The organism is Methanolobus zinderi (assembly GCF_013388255.1).
Lineage (GTDB): Archaea > Halobacteriota > Methanosarcinia > Methanosarcinales > Methanosarcinaceae > Methanolobus > Methanolobus zinderi.
In genome coordinates this window covers 754,689-775,183 of the sequence record NZ_CP058215.1, presented here as the reverse complement: position 1 = coordinate 775,183, position 20,495 = coordinate 754,689, and the positions used below count along the sequence as shown (strand labels likewise).

Below are 20,495 nucleotides of genomic sequence, written 5' to 3'. Positions count from 1 at the left end.
ACAACTTGATCAGACAAGAGCACTGTCCTTTGGTCCCATTTCAATTTCGCCCTGTTTCTTCTCAGGAGAATCCGGACCACTTCCCGGAGAGGTGGTTGCGCCTGTCGCCATTTCATCGAGCATGAACTTATCGACCACAGACTTCATCTCACCTGCAAGCAGAGCAAGGTCTTCAGCCGATCTTGAAAGTTCCTGCATGGTGGCGGTCTGCTCCTGTACGGCTGCAGATGCTTCTTCAGTACCTGCTGCAGATTCTTCTGAGATCGCACTGACCTCTTCAACAGAAGATGTTACCTCTTCTATGGAAGCGGACTGCTCCTGTGCAGCGGCTGCGATGTCCTGTACCATACTTGCGATCAGATCGCCGGCGGATACAACCTTCTCAATAACACTGGCAGCTTCATTAAGCGCTTCAGCACCTGTGGAAACCTCTTCGGATCCCTGCTGCATTGAAGTTACAGCATTGGAGGTTCCTTCCTGGATCTCGTGGATAAGACCTGCTATCTGTTTGGCGGCATTTCCGGAATCCTCGGCAAGTTTTCTGACCTCGTCAGCAACCACCGCAAAACCTCGTCCATGCTCGCCTGCACGTGCTGCTTCTATTGCTGCATTGAGTGCAAGCAGGTTTGTCTGGTCAGCGATATTGGTTATGAGATTTACGATCTCTCCTATCTGCTTGGACTTGCCGTCAAGTTCCATTATTACATGGGATGATTCTGAAGATGCGTCCTTGATACCATCCATCTTCACAAGCAGGTCCTTGGCAATGACACCCAGGTTGTGGATAAGCTCATTGGACTGCATAGCAGTCTCAGCTGCTTTCTGGGAATTGGTGGCTACTTCCTGGACAGTCCGGGTCATATCATGCATGGTGAGAGATACTTCTTCTGTCTTCCGGGACTGATTCTGCGAACCCTGGGATATCGCATTCACGGTCTCGGCAACCTCTGTTGCAGAGGAGGAAATTTCAGCTGATGAAGCAGACATATCACCTGCAATGACCACAACATCATCAGAACAGTTCTTTACAAGTGAAGCAATATTATTCATTGAGAGTCTTGTCTGCTCCACACCATCAGTAAGTTTTTTGAAATCACCTACACCTTCGATATGAACAGGACGCGTCATATCATTATCTGTTATTGCAGCCAGAACTTCCCCGGAGTCCTTGATAATTGATCGCAGGTCTTCACCAAACCCGTTCAGCGTTTCGGCAAGTGCCTTGAAATCACCTTTCATATCAGTTGTAATCCTTGCATCAAGCCTTCCCTCGGAGAATGCATTGATGACCTCTGAACTCTCTTTAACAGGAGTGACAATGGCATCCAGCGTCATATTAACACCCTCTACGATCTCTCTGAAATCACCTCCGTGCCTGGATGCATCCGCCCTTACTGCAAGGTTGCCGGACATTCCGGCTTCAGCAAGCATCCGTGAGTCATCCACAAGAGCATTTATAGCATCAATAGAAAGGTTCAGATTGTTCTTGATCTCATTGAAGTCGCCATAATATGTATCTGTGATGTTGTCGGGGATATCACCCTTTGCTATCCTCTCAATGTACTCGGCTGCTACATTAAGAGGGCCTATGACCGCATCGAACGCTGTATTGACAGCAACCAGGGCTTCATTGTACGTACCTTCGAACTTCCCGGTATCCGCCCTGAAATCAAGCTTACCCTGCGATGTTGCATTGCCCATTTCAACAAAGGCATCCACTAGACCCTGAATATTTTCCATCATTTCAATGTAGGCAGGTACGAACTCATCGTTCTCGCATCTCTGGCCTATTTCCCTGTAGACCTCCAGCATCTTAAGATCACCCTTAGATATCAACTTGGTAGTATTAAGTACTACAAGCTGATGTTCTATTGCCTCGTTGACACCCTGAGCCAGCTCACCAAAAATACCCTCGTAATCCTCACTTGCTTTTACAGTTAGATCGTTTACTGCAAGACTCTGTAGTACGGTATTGCATTCAGTCAGAGCACCCAGACCATCTATACACTGATTAAGGTTATTCTTGATCTCATTGAAATCACCTTTATATTCATCGGTGATCTTTTGCGGGACCTCACCTTTGGAAATGCGGTCCACATATTCCGCTGCAACTATTAGTGGTGATATAAGAGCATCAAGTGTTTTGTTTACACCCATTATGATCTGCTGACAATTGCCTTCAAATCTGCATTCATCAGCCCTTGCATCAAGCCTTCCGTTAATGGCCGCATCTGTAAGCTTGATGACTTCTTCGGTCACACCTACCTCTGTGCTGATGTCTGCCACATACTCCAGGGCACCTACAATATTTCCTTCTTTATCTTTGAGAGCAGAACCGGTATACCGTATCGGTAGTTCACCTGAAGGTAAATTTGCAGTGGTATCCGCAGTGCATACTTCACCTGTCTTCATAGCCTTGGCCAGTTGACAGTTTTCCGTATTACAGTGGGGAGTATTGAAAAGATCATAACATTTCTTTCCGGTGCAGGCTTCTGGAACCATTCCCACTGCAGCTGCACCTGCGGGATTCATGAAGGTCACATTGAAGTCGGTATCAATTGCCATAACAGGTGCTGGAATACTGTTAAGCAGCTCTACCTTAGATCTGGTATCTGCCAATGCGTTCTTTATCTCAGTCTGGTCCATAAATACTTCCAGAGAACCGATCACATTACCTTTGCGATCTTTTAGGGGTAATCCGCTGCAACTAATATGCACATCTGACCCGAGATCTGCCACAGCTTCCCCATGCTCTAAATTCCGTGTCCTCATGGACCTGGTACATACACAATCATCTGTCTGACAGATATTTGTCTTATAGTGACCATAACATTTTGTCTCGATCATTACTTCAGGATCCAGGCCTGCCGCTGCGGCGGCTTTGTCGTTGACATAAGAGATATTATAATCCTTATCTATGATCATAAAGGGCACGGGTACACTATTAATATGACCTACAAGGGTCCCCACAACATCGTTCATTCCCTGCACAAGTTTTGAATATTCGCCCTCTACCTTTCCGGCATCAGCACGTACTGTGAGCTTGCCCTCAATTGCAGCCTCTGTCAGTAACCCGGCCTCTTGAAGAAGAGTATTGATGGAATCTATACAGATATTGAGATTATTCTTGATCTCATTGAAATCACCTTTGTATTCATCGGTGATCTTCTGAGGGATATCACCTTTGGATATACGGTCGATGTATTCAGCAGAAACGATCAGAGGACCTATAACCGCATCAAGAAGTTCATTGATACCTTCAAGTACCTTTCTTGAATCACCATTATAGTTCTCAACCTGTGCACGTGCGTCAAGCTTACCCTCCACAGCCGCATCGATCAGGTGCATCACTTCGTCTACAAGAGTGTTATTTCCGGAAGGATGAACAGAAGCAGTATTTGTTTTTTTATTGTCCCCATATTTTAAACGTAAGTAATCTTCAAGGAGCATGTTCACCGATTCGGCTGCCTCTTTTTCCAGTGAACCGTTCTTTGGAGATATACGTGCATCCAGATCTCCCGAGTTCACAGCGTTTATTACGCTAATAAGTTCTGTTTTAAATCTGTCGTTCGTTCCAAACATATGTACCCGTCCATTGATGATATTGACGTTTTGATACTATTCAGCGCAAATGCGAATATGTTGAGCTTACGTCACCCATATTCGATAATCAGCTTTGATTAGCAAAAAGAAATTGCGAAGTATATTATATAAATATTTGGATATATTATTAATATAATATTATATGCCTGCGTATTTTTAGCAAAATCAGAAAGATCAGATGAAGAGACAGAAAGATTATCCAGATGTAATAATTTATATTGCCAGCAAATCACATATTATAAATAGAAGTTTGTGCAATCAAATATATAAAAACCTTAAAATTAAAAATGGCGACTGCAATGGAAAATCAGGGATCCGAACAGGATAGAATAAAAAACCTACTTAGATCAAATCCCAGGGGTATGAGCGTGACTGATATTGCCAGGGAATTGAAAATAAGCAGGAACACGACTGCAAAGTACCTGGAAATCTTACGCATCAGTGGCCATGTTGACATGGATTCCATCGGCACTGCCAAGGTATATTACCTGTCCCACAGGATTCCTGTGTCTACATTGCTCAACTTTTCATCAGAGTATATACTCGTGGTAAACAGCTACCTCCAGATAATCCAGGTAAACAGACAATTCCTGGATCTGCTGAAGATGGAAAAAAATGATGTTGTCGGAGAAAAAGCGGACAGGATTCTGAACTCGGTAAGCAGGGATAGAGAGATCATCTCAAAGTTACACGAAGCTATAATGGGAAAAGAACAGAAAGAGAAGCTTCATTTCTGCCGGGATGACAGAGAATGTTATTTCCGTGCCAGGATCATACCATCTACTTTTGATAATGGTGAACATGGAGCGACCCTTATCCTTGAGGATGTTACCGAGGAAACTTGTGATCATAATTCCTTACTTGAACATCGTGATAAGCTGGAGAAGCTTGTCCGTGCAAGAACAAAGGAACTGGAAGAAGCCAACAGTGCTCTTAAAAAAGAAATTGCTGAAAAGGAAAAAGCACAGAAGCTTCTCAAAGAAAGAGAGGAACGCTATCGAAGACTCTACATGGAATCTCCCCTGGGATATCAGGTCATGTCCATGGACGGAATTCTGCTGGATGTAAGTTCCGAATGGTTGCACACCATGGGATACACTGTAGAGGAGGTCATCGGACAAGCTTTTGAGAACTTCTTGCCCGAGAATAACAAAGAAATGCACATAAAACCGATTGACCTCAGGAATAGTGATGATACATTCCATTCATATTGTGAAATGGTCAAAAAGGACGGGTCGACAATTGTAGCAAGCTTTAGTTGCAACCTGGGCCATGCATCCGAGGAGAATAAGGAGCAAGTCCAGTGCATAATGAGAGATGTAACTCAACACAGGAAACTAGGGGAGAGTATCCAGAAAAACGAGAAGAGGTTAAAAGCGATACTGAACTCCCTGCACAATGGCATCGTTGTTGTTGATCCTGAAAGCTATGAAATAGTCTATGTCAATGATGCGGGCTGCAGTATCCTTGGAGATTCCGAAAAGAACATTCTTGGTAAAAAGTGCAGTGACCTCATCTGTTGCTCACCCGGTGAAAAATGTCCTGCTGCATCTGAAAATTCCGGAATACTTACCTCAAGTTGCATACTTGCAAAGTCCGACGGAAGGAACGTTCCCGTGATAAGGACAGTTACAGAAGCGGAGATTGACGGGAAAAAGCAGTACATAGAAAACCTTATTCTGGATGAGCGATAATATGACTTTGCTTCAATGATAACCTGTACCCGACAGGGTCTAAAAAAGCTATATTCATGCTAATTTTTTTATGTAGACTTTGTCATGAGAGTGCTGTTTTGAAAGATATATAAGTGCTTACCAGAAACTACATAAAAGAACATGATATATAAGATAGAAATTCATCTGAGACCTATTGCCAGATGACCTTTAATAATTATTCATAGTAATTATTCACAATAGTAGATATACTAAACACTGATACAGGAATTATTTCCCGGAGGAGTCCCATGAAAGTAAAAATAACTGAAACCATTCTTCGAGATGCGCATCAGTCTCTTATTGCGACCAGAATGCGCACCCGCAATATGCTGCCAGTAGTCGACAAACTGGACGAGATAGGATATTTTTCACTTGAGATGTGGGGTGGTGCTACATTTGACAGTTCCATAAGATACCTGAACGAAGACCCTTGGGAGAGGTTGAGGGAACTGAAAAAACACATGAAAAACACACCAGCCCAGATGCTCCTGCGGGGACAGAACCTGGTAGGTTACAGACACTATTCTGATGATGTAGTCGAGAAGTTCGTCAAAAAGGCTTACGAGAACGGAATCGATATATTCAGGGTCTTTGACGCGGTGAACGATATCCGCAATATGGAAAAGGCGATCACCGTAGCCAAAAAAGAAGGCGCACATGTCCAGGGAACTATCTGTTACACCATAAGTCCAGTACATACAATTGAGAAGTATGTAGAGCTTGGAAAGGGACTTGCAGAACTTGAATGTGATTCCCTGTGTATCAAGGATATGGCAGGACTTATCTCACCACAGCAGGCATATGACCTTGTAAAAGCCCTTAAAAGCGAAGTCAATCTCCCCGTGGATCTGCACTGCCATTGTACATCCGGAATGGCACCCATGAGCTACACTGCCGCATGCAGGGCAGGGGTTGACGTACTTGATACCGCACTCTCACCATTCGCTTGGGGTACTTCCCAGCCACCTACAGAGTCCATAGTTGCGGCACTGGCAGAAACAAAGCGTGCCACCGGACTGGACCTCGAGCTCATAGCAGAGGTTGCGGAATACTTCAAGGAACTCAAAGAGGAATACAGATGTGTCCTCAACCCGATATCCGAGCAGATCGACACCAACGTGCTGCTTTACCAGATACCCGGAGGTATGCTTTCAAACCTTGTGTCCCAGCTTAAGGAACAGAATGCTCTTGATAAGTACAACGACGTACTTGCAGAAATGCCAAAGGTCAGGGCAGAGCTCGGATACCCTCCGCTTGTTACACCAACAAGCCAGATAGTTGGAACCCAGGCGGTGCTGAACGTCCTCATGGGAGAGCGTTACAAGGTCATTCCCAAGGAAGTAAAGGACTACGTGCGCGGCCTCTACGGCAGACCACCCCAAAAGATCGATGATGCAATGGTCGGAAAGATCATAGGAGACGAAGATCCTATCACATGCAGGCCTGCAGACCTTCTCGAGCCTGAATACGAGAAGATGAAAAAGCAAGCAGAGGAAATGGGCCTCGTGAAAAAGGAAGAGGACATACTGACATACATCCTGTATCCTGCTATCGCTCCGGCATTCCTCAAGGGAGAAGTAGAGGAAGAGGAGCTCGTACCAGTCAGCACAGAGCAAAATCCGTGTGCATCAGCCAGCCCTGCTATAGTACCCACAGCTTTCAAGGTAGAAGTTGACGGAGAGATGTACAATGTTAAGGTCAATCCCGTGGGAGGCGTAGCAGTTGAGGAGACAAAGGAAGAGGTCACACCTGAATCCGTGGCCGGAGCAGTTACCAGCCACATGCAGGGAATGGTACTGTCCCTAAAAGTAGACGTAGGACAGCAGATCAACGAAGGTGACACTGTCTGTGTGATAGAAGCCATGAAGATGGAGAACGCCATCCATGCACCACACGGAGGAACTGTAAAAGAGATATTTATCGCTGAAGGTGATGCCGTAACCTCCGGTTGTGTGCTTATGAGTATCGATTGAGGGAGTAAGTATGTTCAAAAAGGTACTTGTTGCAAACCGCGGTGAGATCGCCATCAGGGCGATGAGAGCATGTCGGGAACTTGGAGTCCAGACGGTAGCGGTTTACTCGGAAGCTGATAAGAACGCTCTCTTTACAAAATATGCAGACGAAGCTTACTATATCGGCCCCGCACCCTCCAGCCAGAGCTACCTCAATATTGACAAGATAATAGAAGTAGCACTTGAGAGCGGAGCGGAAGCAGTACATCCGGGCTATGGTTTTCTTTCTGAGAACAGCACATTTGCCAGAAAGTGTGAAGAAGCAGGAATCGTGTTTATCGGTCCGCCAAGCAAGGCAATAGACCAGATGGGTAGCAAGATTGCTGCAAGAAATACAATGATAAAGGCAGGCGTCCCTGTTGTTCCAGGAACCGAGGGAGCCGTGGCAAGTGAAGAAGAAGCGGTGGAGATCGCAGATTCCATAGGCTATCCGGTAATGATCAAAGCATCTGCCGGTGGCGGCGGAATCGGAATGAAGATCGTACACTCCAAGGAAGGTTTCAAGACCGCGCTTCAGTCCATCCAGTCAGTTGCGTCTTCGGCTTTCGGAGATCCCACAGTATTCATTGAGAAATATGTGGAGGAACCACGGCACATAGAATTCCAGATCCTTGCCGACAAGTACGGGGATGTAGTCTATGTAATGGAAAGGGAATGTTCCATACAGCGCAGACACCAGAAGCTCATAGAGGAAGCTCCATCTCCGGTCATGACGCCCGAACTCCGTAAAGAAATGGGAGAGACCGCAGTCAGAGCTGCCAAAGCAATCGGTTATGAGAACGCAGGTACCGTTGAGTTCCTCTATTCCAAAGGAGAGTTCTATTTCCTTGAAGTCAATACCAGGCTGCAGGTAGAGCACACCATCACCGAAATGATCACCGGTATCGACCTTGCAAAACAGCAGTTACGTATTGCATGGGGAGAGAAGCTGCCCTTCAAGCAGGAAGATATAACCCACAGAGGCTGGGCGATCGAATGCCGTATAAATGCAGAGGATCCTCTTAACGATTTTTCACCATCACCAGGTAAGATCAGAAGATATCGTTCCGCAGGTGGCCCCGGAATACGGGTTGACAGCGGAGTCCACATGGGATACACAATATCTCCCTATTACGATTCCATGATCTCAAAACTCTGTGCATGGGGACAGACCAGAGAAGAGGCCATTGACCGCATGAAGCGTGCCCTGTACGAGTATGTGGTCGTGGGTGTTACAACAAATATCCCGTTCCACAAGGCTGTACTGCAACATCAGGCCTTCAGAGAAGGTAAGCTTACCACACATTTCATCGACGAACACAATATCATAGAGGATGTAAAGAAGGTCGTAAAAGAAGAGTTGGAAAAAGGGGTTACCCTGGCATCAGCACTCGATAACCGGGAGCAGAAAATTGCAGCTATCACTGCAGCCGTAGGTTCCTATATGGAAGCTGTGGAGAAACAGAAAAAATAATTAATCTGTGAGTAATATATAGTTTAGGGACTAATTATTCACTGGTGAGATAGCTGTGAATGGGAACAAAGCCGAGATTATCAGAATACTTCAGAGTTCGGGAGGCAAACCGGTATCCGGGCAGGAGATCGGATCAAAGCTTGGCATAACACGTGCAATGGTCTGGAAATACATAAGAGAGATCAGAAAGGACGGTTATGAGATCAAGTCCTCCCCAAAAGTAGGCTATGCCTTGAAATCCTCACCTGACATGCTTTATCCCGAGCAAATAAAAGCCGGGCTTGAGACGAGCCTGCTTGGGAGAGAGATTCTTTACTATAACGAAGTGGAATCCACCAACAGCATTGCAAAAGAGCTTGCGGCAAAGTGTCCAGAGGGTACCGTTGTCATAGCGGAAACCCAGAAAAAAGGGCGCGGGCGCATGGGAAGTGAATGGCAATCACTTCCGGGCGGCATCTGGTTCTCGGTCATTCTAAAACCTTCTGTTCCCCTTGAGTACACAGCAAAGATAACACTTGTTGCCGGCCTGGCCGTCAGCAAGGCTATGCGCGAGCTGGGAGTGGATGCCCGCATCAAATGGCCGAATGATGTGCTCATTCATGGGAAAAAGGTCTGCGGGATACTAACGGAAGTAGATGCTGAAGTGGAGAAGATAGACCATGTAATTCTCGGAATCGGCATCAATGCAAATGTCAGGCAGAGTGAATTCAGGGAAGAGATCAGGGAAGATTCCACAAGTCTTGAAGAAGAAGTCGGAAAACCCATCGACAGGATCGCTTTCATGAAACAACTGCTCTTTGAGCTCGAGCAGCAATACATCAAATTTACCACACAGAAGTTCTCGGATATCGTCAGTGAGTGGATATCCCTCTCCGATACCATCGGAAAAGAAGTGACCGTCACAACGCCTGTAAAGATAATCGAAGGTAAGGCGGTAGGCGTTACCGACAAAGGTGCACTTCTTGTCAAAACAAAGAACAACGTCAGAGAGGAGATCATTGCAGGACGCTGCCGGTATAGCAAATAATGGTCCGATCAGAAAGAAAAATCCAAAGGACCTCCGAAACATCATAATCACCCTAGTTCTGGTACTTTTTTTATTATCTTCTATTCCGGCCGTCACATGCGCAGAGGATGAACTGCTTTTAAACGGAACAGGCATCTTCCTGACTACCGGTGAGAGCTGGTCATTTGACCAGGGATATCAGCTCAGGGTCAAAAGCGTCAATCCGGCAAATGACAGAGTCTGGGTAGAGCTTTCTCTTAACGGGGAAATCCTGCACGAAGGCATACTGGGTGAAGGCGAGAGTCTTGTCTACTCCCATAACAGGGAAATCCTGAACATCACCATGGATACCATATACACAAGCCCCAGCGGAGAACTTGTCACATTCAAACCGGTTTACCAGTACCTGGATCCGGCACTTCCGGAACCTGAGGTACATGAAGACACAGAGGATAACCAATCGCAGGACGATATAGCAGATGACCAGTCAGAAGACAACAGCAGGTCAATACCCGGATTTGGGATTCTAATTGCATCCATAGTACTGACAACTGTCACATACTATTTTGCCAGGAAAGAACGTGACCAAAAATAAACAGGAAAAGTAAAAATAACGGGACATACCCGTCATTTCAGAATTTAAGATCTCCCTTTTCCATCAGGACCTTGAGATCCTCAAGGCTTAATCTGCCATTCTTATCAAGTTTCTCTTTAGCTGATTCCAGATGTTCTTCCTGTTTCTTCTCATCCTTTTCAAGATTTATTTCGTTGAGTTTCTCCAGATAGACATCCAGTTCTTCTCTCAGGTGAGCTATTTTTTCCTTGAGAGGATCGATCCTTTCCCTGATAGGTGCGGTAGCTTCGAACTTTGCAGTGATCTGGGAATGTGCAAGATCAGCCTCCTTGCGTACTTCATCAACCTGCTTGTATATATCGATCATCTCAAGATGATACTTCTGTGACTGTTCCGCAAGCCCCTGGATCTCATCACCCACATCCGCATGGGTATCGAATACTTCCTTTGAACTTTCATATGCTTGTATAAGTTCCTGATGAACCTCGTTCGCATCAAAGGCTGCATCAAGACGCTCCTTCATTGAAAGCAATCTCTCATACAGATCTATTTCATGATTTAAAGGGATGTCAGCATTTACGAAAACATCAAGGTCAGCAACATAGGATTTTGAAAGAGTTTCAACACTTCCCTTTGAAATTTTATTCAGGTCATCACGCTTGCTTTTTAGTTCGGATATCTCGGAAGAACACTGGCGTTTATTATCCTGGATCTCATTCCTTGTAGATTTAAGAGAAGCTATCTTTTCATTGAAGGCATCCCTTTTGGATTTGGCTTCACGGGCCTTTTTAACAAGTGCTTTTACCTGAGAGTTCAGTTCATTGCGCTTTGTTTTGAGATCATCCATATTGGTGCGGTGGAGTTTTAACTCCTTATAGATGGATTTTAACTCCCTGTCATGCTGGCCTATTTGGGTCCTGAGATCATTGACCTTGTTCTTTAACTCTTTTTCTGACATGTTTGAAAGATCATCGGTCATGCCTTCACCTCATTTACCTGTCCTGATGACAGTTTCTTCCAGTAGTCCAGCGCTTCCCTGTGACTGCCTATACGGTTCTCAAGCCATTTGTGCCGGGGAGCTATTTCATTTAGTTCTTTTTCAGAATCTGCCTTCTCTTTATCAAAATCCACATCAGAGTTCTTTATAGAGGACAGCTCCGTACTTGATGCAAGGGCATCGTTTACCCTTGCTTTGGCTAAAGCCACAGCATCCCTGATATTGGAATTGTCTGGACTGAGCGAGGACAGATTCTCAAGAATGGAATTGACAATCTTTTTCTCCTCTTCCGGCGGAAGCTGGGTCTTTGCCTTTGAGACCTCTGCTGAAACTTCCCTTAAAGCCTTCAGGAATGCAGAATCACCTTCAGCTAGTGATTTGAGATCATCCAGTTCCTTTTCAGCCTGATGGTAGAATAACTGCCTCTTTTCAGCCAGGATATCCAGCTTACTGTTCATTTCTTCTTTTTTCTGCTTGGAAGAACTTATGACAGAGTTCAGGGATTCCATCCGGTTCTCTATCCCGCTTAGCTCTGATGTATATTCGTCCAAAAAACGTTTATGCTTGTCAATTACCTTTTCAAGGAGTTCCTGTTTCTCATAGGTAGTAATATCTACAGCAGTTCCATCCTGGGCACTGTCACTCATAGATACACCTCACAATCTTAAATTCTGAATACCTGGGCATGTGCAACCCCATCGATAAATCTGACACAGTCCTTATCCACAACACCACATTCTATGGCACAGGATACGGACCGTTCCCCGAAGATATTGATATTGCCGGCACCTGCCAGGGTGTCCCTTACCCTATCTTCCGATACAAGGTCACCCTTATAAAAATCCTCCGAAATAGTGATACTTATATCGCCTTCTTTCAGGGTCTTTCCGATCAGTTCCCTGTCGCAAAGGGCAACGATCACATTATCACCGGATCTATGTATTTTAAGATACATCAAATCACATCTATTATACTACTTTTACATGGTCTTTATCTGGCTTGAGCAGATCACCTGTGCGGCGCATCTTGGAAATAAGCTCTTCAGCATGTTCTTTGTCTATCTGCTGTGCCTGTGCTTCAGCATAGACTTCCTCAAGAGGGGCTTTGCCTCCGGGGTGCCTTTCACCAACCGTTTTGATTACTTCTTTAATCAACTTTATCTTATCCCTCTGGCTCTTGGTAGTGCCCGAGGCGATAATATCAACATCCATTACACCGGTATCAGGGTCAACTCCAACCTGTTTAAGGCATGCATATACTATCCTGGTCGTCCTCTTGGCATCATCCATAGTGGCCACGTTACTGAGCCGAAGCCTTGCACTTGCCTCCGCAAGCCTGACCAGTGCTTCAAGCTGACGGGCTGTTACCGGAACGGGTGAATCTTTACCCTCACCCATTTTACGCAGGTCCATGTAGAACTTGACAAGGTGATCACGGGCATCATCCTCCATTACAGGATAGATGTTCCTCCGGGCATATGCAACGTATTTGCGCAAAAGGTCGGGATCGATGTCAGGCTTGACTACCTCCATATGTTCATCTACCTGATCCTGGGTGATCTCACTTGACATTATATTCTTACGCTGCTCGGAAAGTTCGCCTGCGTAATGGGATTTAAGAATGTGCCTGGCAATCCTTGAGTCCATGTCCTCGTTGGGAGTATCCAGCAACACGAAGATCATATCAAATCTCGACATTAGTGCCGGAGGCATGCTTATCTGCTGGGCTATACCTTCATACCTGTCAAACCGCCCGTACTTGGGGTTTGCAGCTCCCAGAAGTGCACAGCGGGATTTCAACGTGGCAATGATACCTGCCTTTGCCACGGAAATGGTCTGCTGTTCCATTGCTTCGTGAAGTGCACTCTTATCCTCGGAACTCATCTTGTCCATCTCGTCAATGGAAGCTATACCCATATCTGCCATCACAAGAGCACCTGCTTCCAGGGTCCAGCGCCCGTCTCCGAGATCGTCCCTGACAGCCGCTGCGGTAAGACCGCTCGAAGATGCACTTTTTCCTGATGCAAAAACACCCCTTGGTGCAAGTTTTACCATATAGCGTAGCAACTGACTCTTAGCAACACCCGGATCTCCCACGAACAGCATATGAATATCCCCACGCACCCTGGAACCATCCGGCAGGTGTTTTGGAACACCTGAGAAGAGCTGAAGGGAAAGTGCCTCTTTTACATCCTCGTAGCCGTAAATGGAAGGTGCAATGGATTTGATCACCTTATTGTAGATCTCAGGATTGTTGCTGAGTGCGAGTATCTCTTCCTCATCCTCCGGTGATATCGCGAGTTCATCGAACTCCTGATCCACATATTCGATTGAGTTGGCGTGCAGGACAAGGTCATAGAAAGGTGATTTTCCCTCCCTTGTAGTCCTCTGGTGGGACCGGAGAATTCCGTTGATGATCACACGATCACCGGGTTTTACTATCCCTGCAAGGTCGTCCTCAACATCCACGTCAAGACTCTGCGGCTGTGAGCCACCTTTAAGGTTCTCTGGCGATTCCTGAACCTGCAGTTTCTGTGCATCGATAAAAAGAGACTGGTTGATCATTATTTTGAAAGGACCTTTTCTACCACAGGTTTCTTCCTCACATTCCATGGGTTCCACAAACTTGAGCTCAGTTTGAGGAAGCATGGTGATATGTTCACAACGCATGCACTTAAAAGCTGCATTGAGGATCTTAGGGCGAACCTCTGTGGCTTTTCTTATCATACCGTCAATGGCCACCAGTTGCAGAAGATGTTTACTTCTAAGATCACGATTTGGTATTTTATTCGGAATCTTCACAAAACGAACCCTTGCATCTTCCAGCGATTTCTCAACAGGGAGGTCTATATCCTGGAGTGCATTATCAGCAGACGGAATGACATCATCGGGATGAAAAAGAAGTTCATCCGCCAGTTCCCTGTCAAATATTTCAAGATCGGAAAAATCAACATACAGACTACGCTGGTCAGGATAGTCGTTTGCAAGCTGGAGAATATTATCCCAGTAATACTTTTTAAGAAAAGTTCTGAACTTTTCGTCCCACTTACCTTCGGTCATTTTTACACAAGAATTTACGCAGAATTTCGGTTAAAGCATTATGTACACCGGACAGAATCCGGCAGGTTTGCAAGATGCACCTGAAACAATATGAATATTTCGAAACATCATTGAGTGTCAAAGATTATTCACGGATGTGCTGCTGTATCTTTCTCAGTATTCCCCTCAGGGTTTGCACTTCACGTTCAAGCAGACAGGCCCTTCCGAATATTCTCTTGATCATGAGCCTTGTCTTTTCCTTTTTATGTTCGGGGTAATCTATGTCATCCAGAAGCTCTGCAATGTGCTCATGCAGCAGGCGTACATCAAAGGCATCCGCAAGCGGCAGATCACCGGTTGTCAGCTCACTCAATTCATATAGTACAACCGCAACCGCATGTGACAGGTTCATGACCGGGTAGACCTCGGACGTGGGAATGGTCATTATCATGTCACAAAGGCTTAGCTCCTCCCTGCTAAAGCCCTGATCCTCCCTGCCAAAAAGTACTGCAACATTACCATCCATTCCGGATAGCCGTTCCCTGACCTCACGTGGTGAGAATGGAGGGATTCTCAGATGTTCGTCGAACTTAAGACCTGTAATACCGGTGGTACCTATAACAATACTGGAATCCTCTATGGCACCCTCAAGTGAGGAAACAACAGTCGCATTCTGAAGCAGATCCCAGGCATGGGATGACATCGCCCTGGCCTCAACTTCCGGTTTGCATGGGTTTACGAGCACAAGATCGGAAAAACCGAAGTTCTTCATTGCACGGGCCACAGAACCTACATTACCCTGGTACAGAGGTTCAACGAGTACTACTTTTAGATCCATGAGAATATTCCTTAAGTTTTTAAGCTGAATTATTAGGAGGTGATTATAATATAATCTGTGCCATCTTTGATACACCAGATGTCAGGATACTATTTATTTAAGCAGGTAGGAATTTATTGCCTGGAAAGTTTTTTGAGCATCGAGTCCCCTGATGCAGATATTTTCGATGCAAATCTTTAAATAATATCGATACTACAATCATGCAAACCAAAGCGGTTACTCATAGGTAAAAATGGATTTTGATTCTTTAAGATGGTAATTATATTTTGTGATGATATATCAGGAGAAAGGTAAAAATGAGTATGGAGTACTTTGCTGGCATTTCTGATGCCCTGAGACTTACTTTCGTACAGGTTATGATACTGGCTAACCTGTCAATTGGTATTTTCCTTATTGGAATGTATATAAATCTGAAAAAATGGGGAATGGGTTCCACCGGATACGGTCTTGAACCCTCTGGCAGTATTTTTGCGTTCCCCAAGATGCTCGCATATCAGATGAGCGAACATGCACATATCCATAATCAATCTGTGCTGGAAACGTTCTTCCTGGATATTCTATTCCAGAGAAGGATATTAAAAAGAAGCCCGCTCAGATGGTTTATGCACTTCACCATATTCTTTGGATGGATGGCACTCTTTGCACTCTCACTTGCGATGTTCCTCGTTGAAATGATATTCCTGATAGGTGAGGAGGTAGGATATGCACATTCACTGCCTGAATTCCTCGAACCTGTTGTATTCAGAGAGTTACTCGCAGTACCAAATGATGTATTCAGTTACATACTGCTTGTAGGTATCGTAATAGCAATATACAGAAGGCTTTTCATGACAAAGGTAAGAGAAGCAACCATAGCATACGACTCAATCCTTCTTATAGGCCTTACAGTTATCACGATAACAGGATTTGTTGCAGACGGAATCAGGACCGGAAGATTCTGGGGATTTGACATGCCAATCGAGTATGCACCACCTGCAGCACTGTTCCACGTGGTTATTTCACTGCTGTTCTGTATAGCATACATACCCTTCAGTAAATACATACACATGATAGCAATACCGCTTGCACTCCTTGCAAATAAAGGAGGAGAATAATAATGGCTAAGCGCGAACCTTCAATTAATACAGAAAACTTTACAGCTGTTCAGTTAATGGAACTTGATTCATGCAGCCGCTGTGGCGAATGTGTGAACTGGTGTCCAACCTACGATGCTTCCGGAGAGGACCCTGGTCTTGCACCAAGGGACAAGATCCTCAGATGGAGAGAGTTCATGAACAAGTCCTATGGCTTAAGAGCCAGACTCTTCGGACCAAAAGAGATATCGGAAGAAGAGATGGAAGAATTCAAGGACGACGTATATGGTTGTACCACATGCGGAATGTGTGCAACAGTATGTGAGTCCGCGATCAATACAGTTGAGCTATGGGAATCCATGCGTGCAAATCTTGTAAAGCGTGGAAACGGACCATTCGGCAAGCAGAGTGCTTTCCTCAAGCTCATCGGAGAATACAAGAACCCTTACATGGAAGACAATGCAAACAGGGTCAACTGGTTCCCTGAAGATGTAAAGGTCGAGGATGAAGCTGAGATCCTTTACTTCGGAGGATGTACCGCAGAGCTCAAGCAGCGAAAACTTGCACTTGCAACAACACGTCTTCTCAACAAGCTCGACATCAAGTTCACAATGCTCGGTGAAGACGAGATCTGCTGTGGATCAGCACTTATCAGGACCGGACAGTACTTCATCAATGACACTGCAAAGGTCAATGCCCAGAAGAACATCGACAACATCAAGGCAAAGGGTGCAAAGATCGTACTCTACGCATGTGCAGGTTGTTTCAGGGCATCACTTATCGACTGGCCAAGACTCACAGGGAAGGAGCTCCCATTCAAGGTAATGCATATCACAGAGTACCTGCAGGGCCTTATAGAGAAGGGAGATATCAAATGGGAGAAGTCCATCGACAAGAAGGTCACATACCATGACCCATGTCACCTTGGCCGCCACGTAGGTGTCTTCGAGCCACCAAGGGCTGTTCTTGAAGCAATTCCAGGTATCGAGTTTGTCGAAATGGAAAGGATCGAAGAGAACCAGCGCTGCTGTGGAGCCGGCGGTGGTGTGAAAGCAGGTATTCCTGACCTTGCACTGGGAGTCGCATCAACACGTGTTGACGATGCACTTGCAACAGAGGCTGACCTTCTGTCAAGCGCCTGCCCGTTCTGTAAAAGGAACCTCAGTGACGGAAGAGATGCAGTTGGCGCAAAGGATCTTGAAGTTGAGGACGTTGTAGTTCTCGCTGCTGAGGCAATGGGAATTGACCTCAGTGACGCACCTGAATGATTACGAACGCATAGGCAGAGTGATTATTCACTTTGCCATTTTTGACTTTTTAGCGATAATCTAGATATATTTTTAAGCCTAATTTTATGTGCTCATGACCATACCTTATGATTTTCTTGGAAAAGTATTCATAATCATCTCCCTGCTTGTTATAGCAGGAATACTGCTGGCACTGGTACTGGGCGCCTACAGCTACAAGAAGCGTAAGATACTGTTCCCGAATTTCACTCTCTTTGTGTTATACCTTTTCTACGGACCTGCTAAAATAATATGCAGGGTATTTTTCATTAATGATGCTATAGTGGATGAGATACTGGTGGAAGTGCGCAATGCCGTCATGATAGATAAATTCAAAAAAACCAAAGGTAATCGCGCAATTTTCCTGCCACAGTGCATGCGTCATCCCAACTGTAAGGCACGTTGTGATCCGATCAAGGGATACGAGTGCAAGATGTGCGGCCTGTGTGATATCAGCAGAATCCATGAAGCTGCAAAGGAACATGAATTTGACGTCTATATCATACCCGGAGGCAGTTTCGTTAAGAAGATAATCAAAACTCAAAGGCCTGAGAGCTGTATAGGTGTGGCATGCTATCCGGAACTCACAGAATCCATGCAGGGTGCATCACCGTTTATGGTGGTTCAGGGAGTTGCACTGATCCAGGACGGATGCTTTGATACAAAGGTCGATGTAGACGAGGTCATAAGGAAAATGGAGGAATGTGATGTATAGTCTTCTTGGAGAGGCCATACTTGTACTTTCCGTAGTATCCGTATTGCTGGCAAGTGTATCCCTGGCTGTAAGCAGGATGAGTTTCAATCACAATGTCTGGCTTGCAGGGTTCTTCGCAGAAGTTCTTGACTTATTCTATCTTCCGGTAAAGTTCTTTTTCTTCAGATTATCCGATACCAGGAAACTTGATAAGTGGATGGTTTCCCTGAAAAATATCGCCCATAGGAACAAGTTTGCTAAAACAAGAACAAGGATGATAATAGCCCCCCACTGTATGCGTTTCCTTGATTGTCCGGCATCCTCGACCAAATCCGGAATACAGTGTGTTTCCTGTGGAAAATGTGTTTTCACCAGGCTTAAGGAAGATGCGGAAAAGTACGGCTACAAGCTCTATATCGTTACAGGCTCTTCCTTTGTCAAACATATAATCAAGGATGGAAAATATGAAGGTGCCCTTCTGATCGCCTGCGACTACGAGCTAAATAAAGTAATGATGGGGCTCAAAGGAAAGAATATTGTCACATACGGTGTCCCCATGCTGAACGACGGGTGTTTTAACACAGAAGTTGAATACAGTGAGCTTCTAGAAACACTTGAAATGTTTGATGTAAATCGAAAGTTCTACAACCGGTGAAACTGATGTATGACCTGATTATTGTAGGTGGCGGCCCTGCAGGCTCTGCAGCAGGAAGGATCGCAGGAAGAGCAGGACTGAAGACACTGCTTCTAGAAAAAGAAATATTCCCACGATACAAACCATGCGGAGGAGCACTTTCGGACCATGCGATATCACACTTTGATTTTGAGTTCCCTGACGAACTGATCGAAAAAGAACTATACGGAGCCAGGATCTGCTTCAGGGACCGGGTTATCGAGCGCTACAAGGACTATCGCATAGCTGTGACGATCACACGTAGCAAGCTTGATAATTTTTTGCTTTCTAAGGCTCAGGAATCAGGTATAGAGATCCTTCAGGGTGAAAAGGTCATCTCCATATCAAATGAGGATGACTATGTTCAGGTCAAAACTAAAAACTCATCATACGAATCCAGATTCGTCATAATAGCGACAGGATCGCAGGGTACCCTTAAGAATATCGTCCGCAGAAAGGACAGCAAAAAAGAATATGGAGTCTGCATAGTCACGGAAGTCGAAGAAGAGAACGAAAGGATAGACAATTACATCCGTGACAGTATTGAAATGAGGTTCGGAGTTGCGGGCATGGGATACGGATGGATATTCCCGCACGATAATTATTATTCAGTGGGGATCGGAGGACTTGCAAGTCTTTTGTCAGATCCTAACAGTGCCATGCGGGAATATCTTGAGGACAACGGGTTTAAAGAGAAATACAGGTTCAATGGCCATGTGATACCATGTGGTGGCTACAAAAGAAAGATCACAGATCAGAGGATCCTGCTTAGTGGTGATGCAGCGGGCTTTGTAGACGCATTCAGTGGAGAAGGACTTGCATATGCCATAAGGTCCGGACAGATCGCAGCAGAGGTTATATCAGAAACATTGCACACAGGCAATAAAGATCTTACACATCTCAGAGAATACGAAAAAAGGTGTGACTTAGAATTCGGAGAGCATCTGAAGTATTCACTTGTCTTCGCAAAGATGATGCACAATTTCCCGGAAATATCCTTCAAGATATTCACAAGTGAAGAAGCTATCATTGACCGCTTCCTTGAGGTCGCAGCCTTCAGGTTAACTTACAAAGAGTACCTCAAGTGGTTGATCTTCAACTTCAGGCCCGGATGGCTTCTTAAAAATATATCCCGAAAAGCTTGATATGAGTGAGGAGAGTAAGCTCCCTTCTGTTAATGCAATACATCTATCTGCCTGGCAGGAGATGCGCTCCGAAGAGTTGCATTGACGGCATTCGGCTAAGCGTCATAAACCCGGATGATCAAAGATCAATCCTTTTCGACTTGCACCCACGAGGATTCGCCGTTCCATCCGCAATCCATGCGACCTCAGCCTCTCAGCATCACAGCATTAACATGGTACGGTATCGTTTCTGTGCCAGCACGCAGAAAAACTGCATGAGTTGCAACGCAACTGCCCGGACTCTCGCCCGGTGCCCTTTACAGGCACTCGTGTGTTTAAATGGTGGGGAGACTTTCCTCAGGCCATAAGGCCCGGCAGCCGTCCTTCCTCTCTCATGAAATTGAGCATA

At 45.3% G+C, this 20,495-nt stretch carries 16 protein-coding genes and 1 other RNA gene; 10 read left to right on the top strand and 7 right to left on the bottom strand.

Translation table 11 applies throughout. The features are described 5' to 3' along the window. Positions 1-9: 9 nt before the first annotated feature. Complete coding sequence (locus tag HWN40_RS03920; RefSeq protein WP_176964527.1) at positions 10-3,582, bottom strand: methyl-accepting chemotaxis protein; 3,573 nt, start codon at positions 3,580-3,582, stop codon at positions 10-12. Positions 3,583-3,971: 389 nt separating this feature from the next. Here HWN40_RS03920 and HWN40_RS03915 point away from each other — a divergent pair, with 389 nt between their 5' ends. The 5 genes from HWN40_RS03915 (at position 3,972) to HWN40_RS03895 (ending at position 10,384) form a co-directional block, all read left to right on the top strand. After that, positions 3,972-5,297, top strand: a complete 1,326-nt coding sequence (locus HWN40_RS03915; protein WP_176964526.1) for a PAS domain S-box protein — start codon at positions 3,972-3,974, stop codon at positions 5,295-5,297. A gap of 269 nt (positions 5,298-5,566) precedes the next feature. Beyond that, entirely contained in the window at positions 5,567-7,291 is a 1,725-nt protein-coding gene (gene oadA / locus HWN40_RS03910) for a sodium-extruding oxaloacetate decarboxylase subunit alpha (protein ID WP_176964525.1), read from the top strand. 10 nt (positions 7,292-7,301) lie between these two features. Beyond that, on the top strand, positions 7,302-8,783 hold the full coding sequence (locus HWN40_RS03905; protein ID WP_176964524.1) for an acetyl-CoA carboxylase biotin carboxylase subunit: 1,482 nt from the start codon (positions 7,302-7,304) through the stop codon (positions 8,781-8,783). A 55-nt stretch (positions 8,784-8,838) separates the two neighbouring features. Further along, positions 8,839-9,810, top strand: coding sequence for a biotin--[acetyl-CoA-carboxylase] ligase (locus tag HWN40_RS03900; protein ID WP_176964523.1), 972 nt, complete (start codon positions 8,839-8,841; stop codon positions 9,808-9,810). Then, complete coding sequence (locus tag HWN40_RS03895) at positions 9,782-10,384, top strand: S-layer protein domain-containing protein (protein ID WP_176964522.1); 603 nt, start codon at positions 9,782-9,784, stop codon at positions 10,382-10,384. The genes HWN40_RS03900 and HWN40_RS03895 overlap by 29 nt, the downstream gene beginning before the upstream one ends. Positions 10,385-10,421: 37 nt before the next feature. On the opposite strand, the gene HWN40_RS03890 is transcribed toward HWN40_RS03895, so the two are convergent. From HWN40_RS03890 to HWN40_RS03870, 5 genes are all read right to left on the bottom strand, one after another. After that, positions 10,422-11,342, bottom strand: a complete 921-nt coding sequence (locus HWN40_RS03890; protein WP_176964521.1) for a coiled-coil protein — start codon at positions 11,340-11,342, stop codon at positions 10,422-10,424. Then, positions 11,339-12,007 carry a hypothetical protein gene (locus HWN40_RS03885; protein ID WP_176964520.1) on the bottom strand — a complete coding sequence of 223 codons (669 nt, stop codon included), beginning with the start codon at positions 12,005-12,007 and terminating at the stop codon, positions 11,339-11,341. The genes HWN40_RS03890 and HWN40_RS03885 overlap by 4 nt, the downstream gene beginning before the upstream one ends. Positions 12,008-12,024: 17 nt before the next feature. Then, the gene (locus HWN40_RS03880) at positions 12,025-12,315 is read right to left on the bottom strand and encodes a DUF424 domain-containing protein (protein WP_176964519.1); all 291 of its coding nucleotides are present in this window, start codon (positions 12,313-12,315) and stop codon (positions 12,025-12,027) included. A gap of 13 nt (positions 12,316-12,328) precedes the next feature. Continuing rightward, positions 12,329-14,419, bottom strand: coding sequence for a minichromosome maintenance protein MCM (locus HWN40_RS03875; protein WP_176964518.1), 2,091 nt, complete (start codon positions 14,417-14,419; stop codon positions 12,329-12,331). Positions 14,420-14,543: 124 nt separating this feature from the next. Next, a complete protein-coding gene (locus tag HWN40_RS03870) occupies positions 14,544-15,242 on the bottom strand; it encodes an RNA methyltransferase (RefSeq protein ID WP_176966270.1) in 699 nt (232 codons plus the stop codon). 296 nt (positions 15,243-15,538) lie between these two features. Here HWN40_RS03870 and HWN40_RS03865 point away from each other — a divergent pair, with 296 nt between their 5' ends. The 5 genes from HWN40_RS03865 (at position 15,539) to HWN40_RS03845 (ending at position 20,107) form a co-directional block, all read left to right on the top strand. Further along, the gene (locus HWN40_RS03865) at positions 15,539-16,330 is read left to right on the top strand and encodes a respiratory nitrate reductase subunit gamma (RefSeq protein ID WP_176966269.1); all 792 of its coding nucleotides are present in this window, start codon (positions 15,539-15,541) and stop codon (positions 16,328-16,330) included. A 2-nt stretch (positions 16,331-16,332) separates the two neighbouring features. Beyond that, positions 16,333-17,577 (top strand): (Fe-S)-binding protein, encoded by a 1,245-nt coding sequence (locus tag HWN40_RS03860; protein WP_176964517.1) that lies wholly within the window; start codon positions 16,333-16,335, stop codon positions 17,575-17,577. Positions 17,578-17,671: 94 nt separating this feature from the next. Further along, a complete protein-coding gene (locus tag HWN40_RS03855) occupies positions 17,672-18,310 on the top strand; it encodes a DUF116 domain-containing protein (protein ID WP_176964516.1) in 639 nt (212 codons plus the stop codon). Beyond that, positions 18,303-18,944, top strand: a complete 642-nt coding sequence (locus tag HWN40_RS03850; RefSeq protein WP_176964515.1) for a DUF116 domain-containing protein — start codon at positions 18,303-18,305, stop codon at positions 18,942-18,944. The genes HWN40_RS03855 and HWN40_RS03850 overlap by 8 nt, the downstream gene beginning before the upstream one ends. Before the next feature lie 5 nt (positions 18,945-18,949). Beyond that, positions 18,950-20,107, top strand: a complete 1,158-nt coding sequence (locus HWN40_RS03845; RefSeq protein ID WP_281361384.1) for a geranylgeranyl reductase family protein — start codon at positions 18,950-18,952, stop codon at positions 20,105-20,107. A gap of 3 nt (positions 20,108-20,110) precedes the next feature. Here HWN40_RS03845 and rnpB read toward each other — a convergent pair. Then, positions 20,111-20,480, bottom strand: an RNA gene (gene rnpB, locus HWN40_RS03840) — RNase P RNA component. Between the last annotated feature and the right edge of the window lie 15 nt (positions 20,481-20,495).

Bases quoted from the DNA above. Each gene is read 5' to 3' on its own strand.
- HWN40_RS03905 (WP_176964524.1), top strand. From the start codon at position 7,302: ATGTTCAAAAAGGTACTTGTTGCAAACCGCGGTGAGATCGCCATCAGG.
- oadA (WP_176964525.1), top strand. From the start codon at position 5,567: ATGAAAGTAAAAATAACTGAAACCATTCTTCGAGATGCGCATCAGTCT.
- HWN40_RS03880 (WP_176964519.1), bottom strand. From the start codon at position 12,315: ATGTATCTTAAAATACATAGATCCGGTGATAATGTGATCGTTGCCCTT.
- HWN40_RS03860 (WP_176964517.1), top strand. From the start codon at position 16,333: ATGGCTAAGCGCGAACCTTCAATTAATACAGAAAACTTTACAGCTGTT.
- HWN40_RS03875 (WP_176964518.1), bottom strand. From the start codon at position 14,419: ATGACCGAAGGTAAGTGGGACGAAAAGTTCAGAACTTTTCTTAAAAAG.
- HWN40_RS03865 (WP_176966269.1), top strand. From the start codon at position 15,539: ATGGAGTACTTTGCTGGCATTTCTGATGCCCTGAGACTTACTTTCGTA.
- HWN40_RS03855 (WP_176964516.1), top strand. From the start codon at position 17,672: ATGACCATACCTTATGATTTTCTTGGAAAAGTATTCATAATCATCTCC.
- HWN40_RS03890 (WP_176964521.1), bottom strand. From the start codon at position 11,342: ATGACCGATGATCTTTCAAACATGTCAGAAAAAGAGTTAAAGAACAAG.
- HWN40_RS03850 (WP_176964515.1), top strand. From the start codon at position 18,303: ATGTATAGTCTTCTTGGAGAGGCCATACTTGTACTTTCCGTAGTATCC.
- HWN40_RS03885 (WP_176964520.1), bottom strand. From the start codon at position 12,007: ATGAGTGACAGTGCCCAGGATGGAACTGCTGTAGATATTACTACCTAT.
- HWN40_RS03920 (WP_176964527.1), bottom strand. From the start codon at position 3,582: ATGTTTGGAACGAACGACAGATTTAAAACAGAACTTATTAGCGTAATA.
- HWN40_RS03845 (WP_281361384.1), top strand. From the start codon at position 18,950: ATGTATGACCTGATTATTGTAGGTGGCGGCCCTGCAGGCTCTGCAGCA.